Here is a 17,905-nt window from a genome sequence, read left to right on the forward strand (position 1 = left end):
GGCGACGTGCGCCGGCTGACCGGGCCCGGCGTGACCACCAACGCCGAGCAGGTCGCCGCGATCGGCGCGGCCGTCGGCCGGGAGCTGACGTTCGTGGAAGCGGAACCCCGGTCCGCACCTTGGCCCAGTGGGCCCGTGATCACGCGGAGGACTTCGGCGAACAGGGCTGATCGGGCCGCACGAAGCCCCCGGCACTTGCCCAACGCGCTTTCCCCGCACGGCAGTACCCACTTTCGGGTTCCGATCGTCGGTCTTTCGGGACAAGCGGTCCTCTTCCCGTACAAGCTGGATACCGAACGAGCCCATGAGTGCGGGAGGACAGCCGATGAGCGGTGCAGAACCCCTGCCCACGCCGCCCCTCGCCGCGGGCCCGCACGGCCCCGGCGCCCTGCGCCCCCTCCTCGGCACCGTCCTCGACGCGCTCGCGACGGGAGGCCGGGCGCGCGGCGGACCGCTGCCCGCCGGGGGCCCCGAGACCGTCGCCGTGCGCGTCGCCGACGTCCTCGGGGACGTCCTGCCGGACCACGGCGACCCCGACGCCCTGCACGCCCTCGTGCACGCCATGGCGGAGGGAGCCGCCGATCCGGCCGACCCGCTGTGCGCGGCCCATCTGCACTGCCCGCCGCTCGCCGTGGCCACCGCCGCCGACCTCGCCGCGAGCGCCCTCAACCCGTCCCTGGACTCCTGGGACCAGGCCCCGGCCGCCTCCGCCCTGGAAGCCGCCGTCACCCGCGCGCTCGCCCACGCCGCAGGGCTCGCCGACGCCCTCGTCACCTCCGGCGGCACCGAGTCCAACCAGCTCGCCCTGCTGCTCGCCCGCGAGGCCCACGGCGGCAGCGTGCGGCTGGTGTGCGGGGCCAACGCCCACCACTCGCTGCCCCGTGCCGCCTGGCTGCTCGGCCTGCCCGACCCCGTCGTCGTCCCCGCCCCCGGCGGCACCCTCGACCCCGCCGCCCTCGACGAGGCCCTCACCACGCTCTCCGGCCCCCTGCTGGTCGCCGCCACCGCCGGCACCACCGACGCCGGCCTCGTCGACCCGCTGCCGGAGATCGCCGGCCTGTGCACCGCCCACGGCACCCGCCTGCACATCGACGCGGCCTACGGCGGTGGCCTGCTCTTCAGCGACCGGCACCGGGAGAAACTCGCCGGCCTCGAAGCCGCCCACACCGTCACCCTCGACCTGCACAAACTCGGCTGGCAGCCGGTCGCCGCCGGCCTCCTCGCCGTCGCCCGCCCCACCGAACTCGCCGTGCTCCACCACCGCGCCGACTACCTCAACGCCGACGACGACACCGAAGCCGGACTCCCCGACCTGCTCGACCGCTCCCTGCGCACCACCCGCCGCCCCGACGTCCTCAAGATCGCCGTCACCCTGAAGACCCTCGGCCGCACCGGCCTCGGCGACCTGGTCGACCTGGTCTGCGCCCGGGCAGCCGAGTTCGCCGCACTGATCCAGGACCACCCCGGCTTCGAGCTGTACGACCGGCCCGTGATCAGCACGGTCCTGTTCCGGCCCGCAGGCGCCGCCGACGACACCGTGGCCGCCGTACGCCGCAGGCTGCTGCACGAGGGCCGGGCCGTCCTCGGGCGCGCCCGCCTCGACGGCCGCCTCTGGCTCAAGGCCACCCTCCTCAACCCCCACACCCGGCCGGACGACCTGGCCCAGCTCCTGAAACTCGTAGAAGAAGGCACCCTCGCATGACCAACGCCCCACACCACGAGCCGGCGTCCCCCCGTGACCTGGTCGGCATCGGCATCGGACCGTGCAACCTCTCCCTGGCCGCCCTCGCCCACCCGCTCGCCGAACTCGACGCCGTCTTCTACGAACAGCGCCCCGGCTTCGACTGGCACCCCGGCCTGCTGATCGAGGGCGCCACCATCCAAGTGCCTTTCCTGGCCGACCTGGTGACCCTCGCCGACCCGACCAGCCCCTGGAGCTTCCTGAACTACCTGAGAGACCGCGAGCGGCTGTTCCCCTTCTACTTCGCCGAGCGCTTCCACATCCAGCGCGCCGAGTACGACGCCTATTGCCGCTGGGTCGCGCAGAGCCTGCCCGGACTGCGCTTCAGCCACCAGGTCGACTCGGTCCGCTGGAACCCGGAACAGGACGTGTTCGAGGTGGACTTCACCCAGCTGAACGCCGAGGACGAGGCCGAGACCCTGGGCCGTACCTACACCCGCAACATCGTCCTCGGCATCGGCACCGCCCCCCATGTGCCCGACGCACTCCAGCCGCTCGTGGACGCCCCCGGAGTGCCGGTCGTCCACGCCGCCGACTACCTGGCCCACCGGTCCGCCGTCCTGGCCGCCGAGCACGTCACCGTCGTCGGCTCCGGACAGTCCGGCGCCGAGATCTTCCTCGACCTGCTGCGCCACCGCCCGGCCGGCCGCGAGAAGCTGCACTGGCTCAGCCGCAGCGAGGCCTTCGCACCGATGGAGTACTCCAAGCTCGGCCTGGAGCACTTCACCCCCGACTACACCCGCTACTTCCACGCCCTCGCCGAACCCGTCCGCGACCGGCTGGTGGCCGCCCAGTGGCAGCTGCACAAGGGCATCGACGCCGGCACCCTCGCCGCCATCCACGACGAGCTGTACCGGCGCACCCTGCACGGCGGCTGGCCCGACGCCGTCCTCACCCCCGGCGTCCGCGTCCGCACCGCGGGCCGCATCGCCACCACCAAGATCGAGCTGCACCTGGAACACCTCCAGCAGGACAGCCGCTCCCGGCTGACGACCGACGCCGTCGTCCTCGCCACCGGCTACCGGGAACGCCCCCTCGGCCGCCTCCTCGCCGGCCTCGACCCCTATGTGCGCCGAGACAGCAGCGAACGCCCGCGTGTCGACGAGGAGTTCCGGCTCGTCCTGGACCCGTCGGTCACCGGCTCGGTCTACGTCCAGAACGCCGAACTGCACACGCACGGCGTCGGCGCCCCCGACCTCGGCCTCGCCGCCTGGCGCAGCGCCACCATCCTCAACTCCCTCACCGAGAAGGAGCCGTACCCGCTGCCCACCCGAACGGCCTTCACCACCTTCGGACTTCAGGGGACGGGCACCCCGGTGCCACAGGCGCGACGGGCGGAGGAGCCGACCCCTCTCGTCGAGGGGCGGTAGCGGCGTCCAGGTGACGCGTGGCGGTGCTGACCTGAACATGACCTGAGGTACCAGGCTCACGAAGTCGGAATTCGCTCATCGGAGCGAGTGGTCGCACAATTCAACACTTGTCAATGACCTTTCACTCAAAGGTTGTTGAGTGGTCATGTGGGCCCGATTCTCTACCCACCAGTAAGGCCTAGGCTCAAGGTATGCGCCGAGCAAAGATCGTCTGCACTCTGGGGCCCGCCACCGACTCGTACGACCAGATCAAGGCACTGGTCGACGCCGGAATGGACGTCGCCCGCTTCAATCTCAGCCACGGCACCCACGCCGAACACGAGGAGCGCTACCGGCGGGTGCGCAAGGCGGCCGACGAAACCGGCCGCAGCGTCGGAATTCTCGCCGACCTTCAAGGCCCGAAGATCCGGCTCGGCCGTTTCGCCGAAGGACCGGTACTCCTTGAACGCGGCGACACCTTCACCATCACCGTGGAGGAGGGCGTCGAGGGCGACCGCCACCAGTGCGGCACCACCTACGCCGGCCTCGCCGCCGACGTCACCCCCGGCGAACGCGTCCTCGTCGACGACGGCAAGGTCTGCCTCGAGGTCACCGCCGTCGACGGCCCCCGTGTCCGCACCCGCGTGGTCGAGGGCGGCGTCATCTCCGACCACAAGGGCCTGAACCTCCCCGGCGTCGCCGTCTCCGTCCCCGCCCTCTCCGGGAAGGACGAGGACGACCTGCGCTGGGCGCTGCGCACCGGCTTCGACGTCATCGCACTCTCCTTCGTCCGCAGCGGCGACGACGCCAGGGGCGTGCACCGCATCATGGCCGAGGAGAGCCGCCGCCTCCCGGTGATCGCCAAGGTCGAGAAGCCGCAGGCCGTGGCGAACCTCGACGGCATCGTGGCCGCCTTCGACGGGCTCATGGTCGCGCGTGGCGACCTGGGCGTGGAGATGCCGCTGGAGCAGGTGCCGATCGTGCAGAAGCGCGCGATCAAGCTCGCCAAGCGCAACGCCAAGCCGGTCATCGTCGCCACCCAGATGCTCGACTCGATGATCGACAACTCCCGGCCGACCCGCGCCGAGGCCTCCGACGTGGCCAACGCGGTCCTCGACGGCACGGACGCGGTGATGCTGTCCGGCGAGACCAGCGTCGGCAAGTACCCCATCGAGACCGTGCGCACCATGGCGAAGATCGTCGCGGCGGCCGAGGAGGACATGCTCGCCAAGGGGCTGCCGCCGCTGACCGAGCGGAACAAGCCGCGCACCCAGGGCGGCGCGGTCGCCCGGGCCGCCGCCGAGATGGGCGACTTCCTGGGCGCGAAGTTCCTGGTCGCCTTCACCCAGTCGGGAGACACCGCCCGCCGGCTGTCCCGCTACCGCTCCCCGATCCCGCTCCTGGCCTTCACCCCCGAGCCGGCCACCCGCTCCCAGCTCAGCCTCACCTGGGGCGCCGAGACCTTCCTCGGACCGCACGTCGACTCCACCGACGCCATGGTCGAGCAGGTGGACGAGCTGCTGCTGAAGTACGGCCGCTGCGAGAAGGGCGACGTCGTGGTGATCACGGCGGGCTCCCCGCCGGGCGTCTCCGGCTCGACCAACATGGTCCGGGTGCACCACATCGGCGAGGACGACAGCCCGAGGTGACCGGCCGGGCCCCCTTGCGGGGCCCTTTTCAGCGCTGGGGACCGACGTGGGTGTACACAAAAAGCGGAGAACCACACGAACGTGATCCTCCGCTTGCATGAGTGACCTTGGAATCCAAGGAAAGTGCCCCGGGTCGGACTCGAACCGACACTGTACGGGTTTTGAATCCGTTGCCTGCTGCCAATTGGGCTACCGGGGCTCGCAGAATCCAAGGTTTCCCCCGACCCTCCGCGCGTCCACCATACCGTAGCTAGGTAGGCTCTTGTCAGCAGTGCCCTGCCTGAACGAGGAGCCCCCGTGACCGCCGAGTCGCCCCAGCCCGTAGACGCGCCCGACGACGACAAGTCGCACGTGCCTCCGCTGACGACCCGTGTCGTCATCGCCGAGGACGAGGCCCTGATCCGGCTCGACCTGAAGGAGATGCTGGAGGAGGAGGGGTACACCGTCGTCGGCGAGGCCGGGGACGGTGAGCAGGCCGTGGAGCTGGCCCGCGAGCACAGGCCGGACCTGGTCATCCTGGACGTGAAGATGCCCAAGCTGGACGGCATCTCCGCGGCTGAGAAGATCGCCGAGGAGTCCATCGCGCCGGTCCTGATGCTCACCGCCTTCTCACAGCGCGACCTCGTCGAGCGCGCCCGGGACGCCGGTGCCATGGCCTACCTGGTCAAGCCCTTCAGCAAGAGCGACGTGGTCCCGGCCATCGAGATGGCCGTCTCCCGCTTCACCGAGCTGAAGCAGCTGGAGAAGGAGGTCGCCGACCTCACCCAGCGCCTGGAGACCCGCAAGCTGGTCGACCGTGCGAAGTCCATCCTGCAGACCGAGTACGGCCTGACCGAGCCGGCCGCGTTCCGCTGGATCCAGAAGACCTCCATGGACCGCCGCCTGTCGATGCAGCAGGTCGCCGAGGCGGTCATCGCGGACAGCGAGGAGAAGAAGGCCAAGAAGGCCTGAGTGGTACGACGAGGCCCGCGCACCCCGAGAAAGGGGGCGCGGGCCTCGTCGTAGCCGGGCTCAGTCCTCTCCGAGGTACGCCTTGCGGACCGACTCGTCGTGCAGGAGATCCTGCCCGGAGCCGGACAGGACGATCGATCCGACCTCCATGACATGGCCCTGGTCGGCGAGCGAGAGCGCCGCCTGGGCGTTCTGCTCGACGAGCAGGATCGTCGTGCCCTGGGACTTCAGCTCGACGATCGTCGCCATGATCTTCTGCATCATGATCGGCGACAGACCCATGGACGGCTCGTCCAGCATCAGCAGCTTCGGCCGGGACATCAGCGCCCTGCCCATCGCGAGCATCTGCTGCTCACCGCCGGAGAGGGTGCCGGCGGCCTGCTTGCGCCGCTCCCCGAGGATCGGGAAGAGGTCGTAGGCGCGCTGGATGTCCTTCTCGATGCCTTCCTTGTCCTTGCGGAGGAAGGCGCCGAGCTGGAGGTTCTCGGCGATGGTCAGGCGCGGGAAGATGTGCCGGCCCTCGGGGGAGTGGGCGAGCCCGAGCGCGACGATCTTGTGCGCCGGAACACCGGTGAGCGGCTTGCCGTCGAAGACGATCTTGCCGGACGTGGGCTTGAGCAGGCCCGACAGGGTGCGCAGGGTTGTCGTCTTGCCGGCGCCGTTGGTGCCGATGAGGGTGACGACCTGGCCGGCCTCGACGCTGAACGAGATGCCCTTGACGGCCTCGATCTTGCCGTAGGCCACCCTGAGGTCCTCGACCTCCAGCAGTGCGGTCACTGGGCCTCTCCCTTGGTGGTGCCGGTGCTCTCCGCGTCGGCGGTGTCCTCCGCGTCGGCGGTGTCCTCCGAGTCACCGGTGCTCTCCGCGTCGGCGGTCTCGGGTTCGGTCTCGGCCGCGGCGGCCGCTTCCGCGGACTCGACCTCCGCGGCCTCCGCCTCCCCGGGATCGCCCTCGAAGGGCTCGCCCAGATAGGCGGCGACGACGCGCTCGTCGGCCTGGACGACCTCCGAGGTGCCCTCGACCAGCTTCTCGCCCTGCACGAGTACGGCCACGCGGTCGCACAGGTTGAAGATGAAGCGCATGTCGTGCTCGATGACGAGGACGGCGACGCCCTTGTCCCGGATGGCGAAGACCAGTTCCTCCGTCGCCCGGGTCTCCTGCGGGTTCATGCCGGCCGTCGGCTCGTCGAGCAGCAGCAGGCCCGGCTCGCTCGCCAGTGCCCGCGCGATCTCCAGCTTGCGCTGCTCGCCGTAGGGCAGGTTGCGCGCGAGGTGGTCGCGCTTGGCGGCGAGGCCCACGAACTCCAGGAGTTCCATGGCCTTGGCCTCGGACTCCTTCTCGGCCTTGCGGAAGCCGGGGCCGCGCAGCAGCGCGGACCACAGGCCCTCCTTGGTCCGCGTGTGGCGGCCCACGAGGACGTTCTCCAGGACGGTCATGTTGGCGAAGAGCCGGATGTTCTGGAACGTGCGGGCGATACCCGCCTGCGTCACCAGGTGCGGCTTGGGCGGCAGCACCCGGCCCTGGTAGGCGACGGTGCCCTCGGTGGGGACGTAGAGGCCGGTGAGGCAGTTGAAGAAGGTGGTCTTGCCGGCGCCGTTCGGGCCGATGAGGCCGACGATCTCGCCGCTGTTGACCGTGAAGTCGACGGACCGGACGGCGGTCAGACCGCCGAAGCGCATCGTGACGTCACGGGCTTCGAGTACAGGTGTCGTCATGGTTCCTTACGCCCCTGCCTTGGTGACGGCCGGATCGTCCGTGAGCGTCGCTTGTGCCGGTACGTCGAGCTGGCCGGTCTCGTGGAACTCCAGCTGGCGGCGGCGGTTGGCGATGATGCCCTCCGGCCGGAACCGCATCAGCAGGATCAGCGCGATACCGAAGGCGAACAGCTCGTAGTTCTGCAGGAACTGGAGCTTCTCGGGGACCAGGTACAGCACGCTCGCACCCAGCAGCGGGCCGCTGACGGTGCCCATGCCGCCGAGGACGACGGCGGCCAGCAGGAAGGCCGAGTTGGGCGGGGCGGCGCCGGCGAACTGGTAGGGCTGCGGGTTGACGCTGTAGTTGACGTGTGCCATCACGGTGCCGGCGAGGCCCGCGAGGGAGGCGCCGAGGGCGAAGGCGATCAGCTTGACGCGGAAGCCGTTGATGCCCATGGCGGTGGCGGCGGTCTCGTCCTCGCGGATGGCGATCCAGGAGCGGCCGATGCGGGAGTCGGCGGCGCGGGTGAAGACGAGCACGACGATCGCCGTGATGACGAGCATCAGGAAGAGGTAGTTGGCGAAGCGGCCGAGGGTGAATCCGGCGACGTCGTGCGCGTCGCCCAGGTTGAACCCGAAGATGTTGATGTCGGGGATCTGGGTGATGCCGTTGGGGCCCCGCGTGACGTTCGGTCCGGAGTCGCCGTCGAGGCTGTTGACGGTGATGCGGAAGATCTCTCCGAAGCCGAGGGTGACGATGGCCAGGTAGTCACCGCGAAGGCGCAGCGTGGGGCCGCCGATGAGGACGCCGAAGACCAGCGAGGCGGCCATACCGGTGAGGGCCGCCGCCCAGAAGGGGAAGTGGACGGAGTAGGGGGAGTACTCCGAACCGGACACCAGGGCGGCCGCGTAGGCGCCGACGCCGAGGAAGGCGACGTAGCCGAGGTCGAGCAGACCCGTGAGACCGACGACGATGTTCAGGCCCAGGGCGACGGTGGCGAAGATGAGGATGTTGACGCCGATGTTGGCGTTGTGGTCGTCGCTCTGGGTGAAGGGGAAGATCACGGCCGCGACGAAGGCCAGGGTGGTGGCGAAGCCCTTGTGGCGGGTGGACATCGTCGCGTAGCGGTCGAGCAGCCCGGCGTGGACGAGTCCCCAGGCGCCGAAGACCAGGACGAGCAGGAAGCCGATGAAGGTCTCGCTGTCGTCGTCGTTGATGCCGATGCCGTAGGTGAAGACCACGAGGGCGAGAGCGGTGCCCACGGTGATGACGGCGCGTTCGGCGAGCGGCGGGAGCGTGCCGTGGCGAGGCTGGTCGGGCTTGGCGAAGTAGCCGCGCAGGCCCGTGCCGGGGGCGGGGTGCGGCAGTGCGAGGGCGCCGACGACGGGCAGTGCGGAGGCCGCCATCGCCACGAAGGCGCCGGGGTCCAGGTTCACCAGGCCGCCGAGGTCCACGGCGATGGCGATGCCGGTGAACCAGCAGACGGCGAAGGCCGAGAGGGCGATCAGGAAGACCGGTGTGGTGGCCTTGGCCGGGTTCAGCCAGTCCAGCCCCCGGACGTTCCAGAGGCTGAGCCCGTAGAGCAGGGTGAGGGCGCCGCTCACGAGAGCGATGACCTGCAGCCCCGCCGGGTAGCCGTAGATCGTCAGGTCGCCGGGGAAGTCGGAGGTCCAGGTCCAGCTGAGGAAGGTGCTGGCGATGGTGGCGATCGCGCCGGTCAGGATGAGCAGGCGGGCGGCGGCGGGGGGCAGCGGGACGGGCCCGCGTCCGGCCGCGGCCGCTTCGGCCGGGGCCTGGGTGGTGGTGTCGGTCATGCTGCTCACGCCCTGTCCGCGACGCGTTCGCCGAGCAGGCCCTGTGGCCTGAAGAGGAGTACGAGGATGAGGAGGACGAAGGCCCACACCGGAGCCCAGCTGCCGCCACCGAGCTGGTGCATGCCGGGGACGTCGGCGATGTAGGCGGTGGCCATGGCTTCGGCCACGCCGAGGACGAGCCCGCCGAGCATGGCGCCGTAGATGTTGCCGATGCCGCCGAGGACGGCCGCGGTGAACGCCTTCAGGCCGGCGAGGAAGCCCATGTCGTAGGAGACGGAGCCGTACTTGAGACCGTAGGAGACGCCGGCGACCGCGGCGAAGAAGCCGCCGATGGCGAAGGCGATGACGATGATGCGGTTGGTGTCGATGCCCATCAGCTGGGCGGTGTCCGGGTCCTGGGCGGTGGCCTGCATGGCGCGGCCGGTGCGGGAGAGCCGGACGAAGAAGGCGAGGGCCGCCATGCACAGCGGGGCGGCGATGATCAGGAAGACGTCACCGCTCTGCACGGTCACGGAGCCGAGGTGCAGCGGGCCGAACGGCAACTGCGGGAAGACCCGGGCGGACTTGGCGTCGCCGCCGACGTGGTACCAGTTGAAGACCGCCTGCTGCAGCGCGAGCGACAGGCCGATCGCGGTGATCAGTGGGGCGAGGCGTGGTGCGCCGCGCAGCGGACGGTAGGCGAAACGCTCGGCGCCGACGGCGATGAGTACGGCGACCAGTGCACCGCCGATGAGCATCGCCGGCAGGGCTATCCACATGGATATGCCGTCCGGCAGGACGAGGTAGACCGTGAGGGCGCCGAAACCTCCGGTCATGAAGATCTCGCCGTGGGCGAAGTTGATGAGCTGGACGATGCCGTACACCATCGTGTAGCCGATGGCGATCAGCCCGTACATCGAGCCGAGGAACAGCCCGTTGGCCAGCTGCTGCGGCAGGGTGTTCACCGCATGGCCTCCATGTGGTGGGGAGAGTCAAGGGGGCGGTAGAGGGCGGGCCGCGCGGTGACGGTGGTCTGCGCCGCGCGGCCCTGGGGGTGCGATGTGCTGTGGTGGGTTACTTCGGGTTGGCCGTACCGCTCTTGACGGACTTCCAGACACCGTTGGTGACCTGGTAGACGGTCAGCTGCTTGTTCGTGGTGTCGCCGTACTCGTCGAACGAGATCTTGCCGGAGATGCCGTCGAAGGACGACTTCTGGACGGCGTCGACGACCTGGCTGCGGGCGTCGGACGGAATCTTGCCGTCCTTCACGACCTGGCCGACGGCCTTGATGATGGCGGTGGTGGCGTCGTAGGCGTAGGAGCCGTAAGTGCCGTAGTCACCGGGGTACTTCTTGGCCTTGTAGGTGGCGACGAAGTCCTTGGCGGCGGGCAGGGTGTCGACCGGGACGCCGATCGAGGTCACGAGGTCGCCCTCGGAGGCCTTGCCGGCGGTCTTGATGTAGGTCGGGGTGAACATGCCGTCGCCGCCGAACAGCGGGATCTTGGCGCCGGCGTCCTTGAGCTGCTTGGTCAGCACCTCGGACTCGTCGTACTGGCCGCCGTAGTAGAGCACGTCGGCACCGGAGTTCTTGATCTTGGTGACCAGCGTGGAGAAGTCGCGGTCACCGGTGTTGACGTGGTCGGTGCCGATGACCTTGCCGCCCTGCTTGGTGAACTGCTCCTTGAAGATCTTGGAAAGGCCCGCGCCGTAGGTCTGCTTGTCGTCGACGACGAACGCCTTCTTCTTGTGGATGCCGTTGTAGGCGTAGTCCGCCGCGTAGGCGCCCTGCAGGGCGTCGGTGGTCGCGGTGCGGAAGTAGGTCTTGAACGGGCGGGACTTGGTGGTCTGCCAGTTCTTGCCCTGGGTCAGCTCGACTCCGGTGTTGGAGGGGGAGATCTCCACCAGGTTGGCGGTCGCGAAGACCTGCTGCATCTGCGTGGCCACACCGGAGTTGAGGGGGCCGACCACGCCGAGGACGTCCTTGTCGGAGACGAGCTGGGTGGCGTTCTGCTGGCCGGTGGCGGGGATGGCCTTGTCGTCCAGCGCCTTGATCTTGAAGGTGACGCCGGGGACGGCCTTGTTCTTGTTGGCGTCGTCGACGGCGATCTGGGCGCCGTACTGAATACCCAGGCCCGTCGCGGAGTTCTGGCCGGTCAGCGGGGCGTCGACGCCGATCGTGACCGTCACGTTGCCGCTGTCGCCGCCCTTGTTGTCCTTGTCGCGGGAGCCACACGCGGTGAGGGCCAGAGCTCCGGTGGTCAGCACGGAGGTAAGAATCACCAGAGAACGCTGTCGCACAATCGATCCTTTCCGCAGGCACATTCCGCCCCTTCGCAGGGGAACGGCGGGTGCCGCGCCGGTACCGAACTCCCGATGGAGCGGTGACTGGCGGTGACTCTAAGCGTGTGTAGGGAACGTGGAGGAGAGCTTGACCAAGGCTGTGACGCTCTTGTTATGACACGGGGTAATGCAGAGCGGTACAGCGTGGGGTGGAAAACAGGAATTCAGGCCGATTCACCCCGTCCGCATTCTGAGAACCTGCAGGACTCACCATGATCCGTTCAGGTGTCTCGGGCGATTTGGTGATTACACAGCACTGTTGCTGCAGGCGACTTCCGGGGGCCCCGAAGGGTGTTGTCCGCATCCGGAGACGGGAGTGAATGCACGAATGTATATTGCACGCGTATTACGTAGAGTTACGCGGTGGAAAGAAAGCCAGGGCGGCGGAGCACATCTGGCGGCCCGTCAACCGACCGGGCTTCACATCATGGGCGGTGGCGACGGTTTGGCGGGATCACGCCGACCCCGCCCAGTCGCCGTCAGGCGTCCGCACCCCGGGCGGGTGCCGCGTCGTCCTTGTTCAGTTCCCGCAGCAGACAGGTCAGCCGGGCGCTGCACACCCGGCGGCCCTCCTCGTCGCTGATCACGATCTCGTACGTCGCCGTGGAACGGCCCCGGTGCACCGGCGTGGCCACACCCGTCACCAGGCCGGAGCGGACCCCGCGGTGGTGGGTGCAGTTCAGGTCCACGCCGACCGCGATCTTCGAGCTGCCGCCGTGCAGCATGGAGCCCACCGAGCCCAGGGTCTCCGCCAGTACCGCGGAGGCGCCGCCGTGCAGCAGGCCGTACGGCTGGGTGTTGCCCTCCACCGGCATGGTCCCGACGACCTTCTCCGGCGAGGCCTCCAGGATCTGCACACCCATGCGCGTGCCGAGGTGTCCGGCTGAGAACAGGGCGGGCAGGTCGACACCGAGCGCCGCGTACTCGTCGATGATCTCCTGCGGGAACTTCACTCGCTGCTGCTCACCCATGGGCCCGGCTCCGTTCTTGGTCCAGCTGTCTCCTGGCTGAGCAAACGCTCAGTCGGTCGCCGATTGTTCCAGACGGCCCACCGGGTCACCCGTGTGATCTTCGAGACGTACGACCACGGACTTGCTGGCCGGGGTGTTGCTGGTGTCGGCGGTGGCGTCGAGGGGGACCAGGACGTTCGTCTCGGGGTAGTACGCCGCCGCGCATCCCCGGGTCGTCGGGTAGTGCACGACCCGGAAACCGGGCGCCCGCCGCTCCACGCCGTCCTTCCACTCGCTCACCAGGTCGACGTACGACCCCTCGGCGAATCCGAGCGCCTTCGCGTCCTCGGGATGGACCAGCACCACCCGGCGGCCGCCCGTGATGCCCCGGTAGCGGTCGTCCAGGCCGTAGATCGTGGTGTTGTACTGGTCGTGCGAGCGCAGCGTCTGCAACAGCAGCCGCCCCTCGGGCAGTTCGGGGTACTCCACCGGCGCCGCCGTGAAGTTCGCCTTGCCCGTGGCGGTCGGGAAACGACGCTCGTCGCGCGGGGCGTGCGGCAGCGCGAAGCCGCCCGGCCGGGCCACGCGCGCGTTGAAGTCCTCGAAACCGGGGACCACGCGCGCGATGCGGTCACGGATCGTCGCGTAGTCCTTCTCGAACTCCTCCCAGGGCACGACGCTGTCCGCGCCGAGCACGCGCCGGGCGAGGCCGCAGATGATCGCCGGCTCCGACTTCAGCCGCGGGCTCGCCGGAGCCAGCCGCCCGCGCGAGGCGTGCACCATGCCCATCGAGTCCTCGACGGTCACGAACTGCTCGCCGGCGGCCTGCAGGTCACGCTCGGTGCGGCCCAGCGTGGGCAGGATCAGCGCCCGCGCGCCCGTGACGACGTGCGAGCGGTTCAGCTTGGTCGACACATGCACCGTCAGCCGAGCGCGGCGCATCGCGGCCTCGGTGACCTCGGTGTCGGGGGAGGCGGAGACGAAGTTGCCGCCCATGGCGAAGAACACCTTCGCCTCGCCGTCGCGCAGCGCACGGATGGCCCGTACGACGTCGAAGCCGTGCTCGCGCGGCGGCGCGAAACCGAACTCCTTCTCCAGCGCGTCCAGGAAGGCCGGCGCGGGGCGCTCGAAGATGCCCATCGTGCGGTCGCCCTGGACGTTGCTGTGGCCGCGCACCGGGCACACGCCCGCGCCCGGCCGGCCGATGTTGCCGCGCAGCAGCAGGAAGTTGACCACCTCGCGGATGGTCGGGACCGCGTGCTTGTGCTGGGTGAGGCCCATGGCCCAGCAGACGATGGTGCGCTGCGAGGCGAGCGCCATGCCGAGGGCCTGCTCGATCTCCTCCCGGGCGAGGCCGGTCGCCCGAAGCGTCTCGTCCCAGTCGGCGGCGCGGGCGGCCTTCGCGAACTCCTCGAAACCGTGGGTGTGCGCGCGGACGAACTCCTCGTCGACCGCGCCGTCCGTCTCCAGGATGAGCTTGTTGAGGAGCCGGAAGAGGGCCTGGTCGCCGCCGATGCGGATCTGCAGGAACAGATCGGTCAGGGCGGCGCCCCTCAGCATGCCCTGCGGCGTCTGCGGGTTCTTGAACCGTTCCAGGCCGGCCTCGGGCAGCGGATTGACACTGATGATCTTCGCGCCGTTCGCCTTGGCCTTCTCCAGCGCGGAGAGCATGCGCGGGTGGTTCGTCCCCGGGTTCTGGCCCGCGACGATGATCAGGTCGGCCTTGTGGAGATCCTCGAGCAGCACGCTGCCCTTGCCGATGCCGATCGTCTCGTTGAGCGCCGAGCCGGACGACTCGTGGCACATGTTGGAACAGTCCGGCAGGTTGTTCGTGCCCAGCTCGCGCGCGAAGAGCTGGTACAGGAACGCGGCCTCGTTGCTCGTACGGCCCGAGGTGTAGAAGACGGCCTCGTCGGGGGAGGAGAGGGCGGCGATCTCCTCGGCGACGATGCCGAAGGCGCGCTCCCAGCTGACCGGCTCGTAGTGGGTGCCGCCCTCGGGGAGGTACATGGGGTGCGTGAGCCGTCCCTGCTGCCCCAGCCAGTACCCACTGCGCGTCGCCAGGTCGGCGACGGGGTGCGCGGCGAAGAACTCCGGGGTGACCCGGCGCAGGGTGGCCTCCTCGGCCACCGCCTTCGCGCCGTTCTCGCAGAACTCCGCCTTGTGCCGGTGCTCCGGCTCCGGCCAGGCGCAGCCCGGGCAGTCGAACCCGTCCTTCTGGTTCACCCGCAGCAGGGTCAGCGCCGTGCGGCGCACGCCCATCTGCTGCTGGGCGATGCGCAGTGTGTGCCCGATGGCGGGCAGCCCCGCGGCCGCGTGCTTGGGCTCCGTGACCTGCGGCGCGTCCTGAACCGGATCACCCTTCGGCGGCTTCGTCGCCATCGCACGCTCCCCTTTGACTGCGCGGTCCGAGTACGCAGACGATCCTCCCACGCGCCACCGACAACGGGGCCGCCCCCTCCTCCGCCCGCCCGCCCTGCGGCCGTCGGCCTTCGGTCGGTGTGCCGGTGCTCACACCCCACCAGCGGGACGCGACCCGGACTGTCAGTGCGGCGTGGCAGGATCGGGGACGTGGCAGAGACAGCATCGAAGAAGACCGACAAGATCCCCGGCGGCACCCGTCCCCGGCTGATGCTCATGGACGGGCACTCCCTCGCTTACCGCGCGTTCTTCGCGCTGCCCGCGGAGAACTTCACGACCGCGACCGGCCAGCCGACGAACGCGATCTACGGCTTCGCGTCGATGCTGGCCAACACCCTGCGTGACGAGGAGCCCACGCACTTCGCCGTGGCCTTCGACGTCTCGCGCAGGACCTGGCGCTCCGAGCGGTTCACCGAGTACAAGGCGAACCGCTCCAAGACCCCGGACGAGTTCAAGGGCCAGGTCGAGCTGATCGGCGAGCTGCTCGACGCGATGCAGGCCCCGCGCTTCGCCGTCGACGGCTTCGAGGCGGACGACATCATCGCCACCCTCGCCACCCAGGCCGAGGCCGAGGGCTTCGAGGTGCTGATCGTCACCGGCGACCGCGACTCCTTCCAGCTGGTCACCGAGAACATCACGGTGCTCTACCCGACGAAGGGCGTCTCCGAGCTGACCCGGTTCACCCCGGAGAAGGTGTTCGAGAAGTACGGCCTGACCCCCGCCCAGTACCCGGACTTCGCGGCCCTGCGCGGCGACCCCTCCGACAACCTCCCGGGCATCCCCGGCGTCGGCGAGAAGACCGCCGCGAAGTGGATCAACCAGTTCGGCTCGTTCGCCGAGCTGGTCGAGCGCGTCGACGAGGTCAAGGGCAAGGCCGGACAGAACCTCCGCGACCACCTCGAGTCGGTCAAGCTCAACCGCGTCCTGACCGAGCTGGAGCGCCAGGTCGAGCTGCCGAGGGCGGTCGCCGACCTGGAGCGGACGGCGTACGACCGCAAGGCCGTGGCGATGGTCCTGGACACCCTGGAGATCCGCAACCCGTCGCTGCGCGAACGCCTCTTCGCCGTCGACCCCGGCTCCGAGGAGGCCGAGGCCACGCCGATCACCACCGACGGCGTGGAGCTGGACGGCACGATCCTCCGCACCGGCGAGCTGACCCCCTGGCTCGCCGGGCACGGCGCCGAGACCCTGGGCGTCGCCACCGTCGACACCTGGGCGCTGGGCACCGGCTCGGTCACCGAGGTCGCCCTGGCCGCAGCCGGGGGAGCGGCCGCCTGGTTCGACCCGGCCGAGCTGGACGAGGCCGACGAGAACGCCTTCGCGGCCTGGCTGGCCGACGCCGCCCGGCCCAAGGTGTTCCACGACGCCAAGGGCGCCATGCGCGTCTTCGCCGAGCACGGCTGGTCCGTCGAGGGCGTGGCCATGGACACCGCGCTCGCCGCCTACCTCGTCAAGCCGGGCCGCCGCTCCTTCGACCTGGACGCGCTGTCGCTGGAGTACCTGCACCGCGAGCTGGCGCCCGCCGCCGCGGCCGACGGCCAGCTGGCCTTCGGCACCGACGAGGGCGCCGAGGCCGAGGCCCTGATGGTCCAGGCCCGCGCGGTCCTCGACCTCGGCACGGTCTTCCGGACCCGCCTCGAAGAGGTCGGCGCCGCGGAACTCCTGGGCGACATGGAACTGCCCACGTCCGCTCTGCTCGCCCGTATGGAGCGCCATGGCATCGCCGCCGACCGCGCGCACCTCGAAGCGATGGAGCAGATGTTCGCGGGTGCGGTGCAGCAGGCCGTGAAGGAGGCACACGCGGCCGCCGGCCACGAGTTCAACCTGGGCTCGCCCAAGCAGCTCCAGCAGGTCCTCTTCGAGGAGCTGGCTCTGCCGAAGACCAAGAAGACCAAGACCGGCTACACCACCGACGCCGACGCCCTGGCCTGGCTCGCCACCCAGACCGACAACGAACTGCCGGTGATCATGCTCCGCCACCGCGAGCAGGCGAAGCTGCGGGTCACGGTCGAGGGCCTGATCAAGACCATCGCGGGCGACGGCCGTATCCACACCACCTTCAACCAGACGGTGGCCGCGACCGGCCGGCTGTCCTCCACGGACCCGAACCTGCAGAACATCCCGGTTCGCACGGACGAGGGCCGGGCCATCCGCCGCGGCTTCGTCGTCGGCGAGGGTTTCGAGTCCCTGATGACCGCCGACTACAGCCAGATCGAGCTGCGTGTGATGGCCCACCTCTCCGAGGACGAAGGCCTGATCCAGGCGTTCACCTCCGGCGAGGACCTGCACACCACCGCCGCCTCCCAGGTGTTCGGCGTCGAGCCCGCCGCGGTGGACGCGGAGATGCGCCGCAAGATCAAGGCGATGTCCTACGGCCTGGCCTACGGCCTCTCCGCCTTCGGTCTCTCCCAGCAGCTGAACATCGAGGCGGCGGAGGCCCGAGCCCTCATGGACGCCTACTTCGAGCGCTTCGGCGGCGTCCGCGACTACCTCCGCCGTGCGGTGGACGAGGCGCGCGCGACGGGCTACACGGCGACGCTCTTCGGCCGCCGCCGCTACCTGCCGGACCTCAACAGCGACAACCGCCAGCGTCGCGAGGCGGCCGAGCGCATGGCCCTCAACGCACCGATCCAGGGCACGGCGGCCGACATCGTCAAGATCGCCATGCTCAAGGTGGACGGCGCACTGCGGGCAGCGGACCTGAAGTCCCGCATGCTCCTCCAGGTCCACGACGAAATCGTCCTGGAGATCGCCCCCGGCGAGCGGGCGGCCGCGGAGGAGATCGTCCGCCGCGAGATGGCGAGCGCCGTCCAGCTGCACGCCCCTCTGGACGTGTCGGTGGGAGTGGGCCCGGACTGGGAGTCAGCGGCCCACTAGGGCCGTCCCACCCCTGCGAAGGGCACTTCGGCGGAGGGGGGGGCGCAGCCGACACCGGGTGGGGCACCCCCTCCCCAAACACAACAAGGGAAACAAACACCGGCCGGGGCAGCAAAAGTCGGGCGAGGGTGGAGGCCCC

The 17,905-nt window shown here is 69.9% G+C and carries 12 protein-coding genes and 1 tRNA gene; 5 read left to right on the forward strand and 8 right to left on the reverse strand.

Annotation, left to right across the window (positions count from 1 at the left end):
- Positions 1-325 precede the first annotated feature (325 nt).
- The 3 genes from ACZ7HQ_RS04595 (at position 326) to pyk (ending at position 4,739) form a co-directional block, all read left to right on the forward strand.
- Positions 326-1,702 (forward strand): pyridoxal phosphate-dependent decarboxylase family protein, encoded by a 1,377-nt coding sequence (locus tag ACZ7HQ_RS04595; RefSeq protein ID WP_470984563.1) that lies wholly within the window; start codon positions 326-328, stop codon positions 1,700-1,702.
- Entirely contained in the window at positions 1,699-3,111 is a 1,413-nt protein-coding gene (locus ACZ7HQ_RS04600) for a lysine N(6)-hydroxylase/L-ornithine N(5)-oxygenase family protein (RefSeq protein WP_470984565.1), read from the forward strand. The genes ACZ7HQ_RS04595 and ACZ7HQ_RS04600 overlap by 4 nt, the downstream gene beginning before the upstream one ends.
- Before the next feature lie 191 nt (positions 3,112-3,302).
- Positions 3,303-4,739, forward strand: coding sequence for a pyruvate kinase (pyk, locus tag ACZ7HQ_RS04605; RefSeq protein ID WP_470984568.1), 1,437 nt, complete (start codon positions 3,303-3,305; stop codon positions 4,737-4,739).
- Positions 4,740-4,863: 124 nt separating this feature from the next.
- On the opposite strand, the gene ACZ7HQ_RS04610 is transcribed toward pyk, so the two are convergent.
- Positions 4,864-4,938, reverse strand: a tRNA-Leu gene (locus ACZ7HQ_RS04610).
- Positions 4,939-5,036: 98 nt separating this feature from the next.
- Between ACZ7HQ_RS04610 and ACZ7HQ_RS04615 the strand changes: the two genes are divergently transcribed.
- Entirely contained in the window at positions 5,037-5,690 is a 654-nt protein-coding gene (locus ACZ7HQ_RS04615) for an ANTAR domain-containing response regulator (RefSeq protein ID WP_470984571.1), read from the forward strand.
- Between the two features lie 60 nt (positions 5,691-5,750).
- Here the strand turns inward: ACZ7HQ_RS04615 and ACZ7HQ_RS04620 are convergent, their stop codons facing one another.
- The 7 genes from ACZ7HQ_RS04620 to ACZ7HQ_RS04650 form a co-directional block, all read right to left on the reverse strand.
- A complete protein-coding gene (locus ACZ7HQ_RS04620; RefSeq protein ID WP_470984573.1) occupies positions 5,751-6,467 on the reverse strand; it encodes an ABC transporter ATP-binding protein in 717 nt (238 codons plus the stop codon).
- The gene (locus tag ACZ7HQ_RS04625; RefSeq protein ID WP_470984575.1) at positions 6,464-7,405 is read right to left on the reverse strand and encodes an ABC transporter ATP-binding protein; all 942 of its coding nucleotides are present in this window, start codon (positions 7,403-7,405) and stop codon (positions 6,464-6,466) included. Before ACZ7HQ_RS04625 ends, ACZ7HQ_RS04620 begins: the two co-directional genes overlap by 4 nt.
- A 6-nt stretch (positions 7,406-7,411) precedes the next feature.
- Positions 7,412-9,199 (reverse strand): branched-chain amino acid ABC transporter permease, encoded by a 1,788-nt coding sequence (locus ACZ7HQ_RS04630; RefSeq protein ID WP_470985206.1) that lies wholly within the window; start codon positions 9,197-9,199, stop codon positions 7,412-7,414.
- Positions 9,200-9,204: 5 nt separating this feature from the next.
- Positions 9,205-10,143: a branched-chain amino acid ABC transporter permease gene (locus tag ACZ7HQ_RS04635; protein ID WP_470984579.1), complete on the reverse strand. Its 939-nt coding sequence runs from the start codon at positions 10,141-10,143 to the stop codon at positions 9,205-9,207.
- A gap of 109 nt (positions 10,144-10,252) precedes the next feature.
- Positions 10,253-11,500 carry a branched-chain amino acid ABC transporter substrate-binding protein gene (locus ACZ7HQ_RS04640; protein ID WP_470984581.1) on the reverse strand — a complete coding sequence of 416 codons (1,248 nt, stop codon included), beginning with the start codon at positions 11,498-11,500 and terminating at the stop codon, positions 10,253-10,255.
- A gap of 497 nt (positions 11,501-11,997) precedes the next feature.
- On the reverse strand, positions 11,998-12,489 hold the full coding sequence (locus ACZ7HQ_RS04645; protein WP_470984584.1) for a hotdog fold thioesterase: 492 nt from the start codon (positions 12,487-12,489) through the stop codon (positions 11,998-12,000).
- 48 nt (positions 12,490-12,537) lie between these two features.
- Entirely contained in the window at positions 12,538-14,850 is a 2,313-nt protein-coding gene (locus tag ACZ7HQ_RS04650; RefSeq protein ID WP_470984586.1) for an FdhF/YdeP family oxidoreductase, read from the reverse strand.
- Positions 14,851-15,039: 189 nt separating this feature from the next.
- On the opposite strand from ACZ7HQ_RS04650, the gene polA reads away from it, so the two are divergent.
- A complete protein-coding gene (polA, locus tag ACZ7HQ_RS04655; RefSeq protein WP_470984589.1) occupies positions 15,040-17,766 on the forward strand; it encodes a DNA polymerase I in 2,727 nt (908 codons plus the stop codon).
- Positions 17,767-17,905 lie beyond the last annotated feature (139 nt).

The organism is Streptomyces sp. NPDC037290 (genome assembly GCF_055603245.1).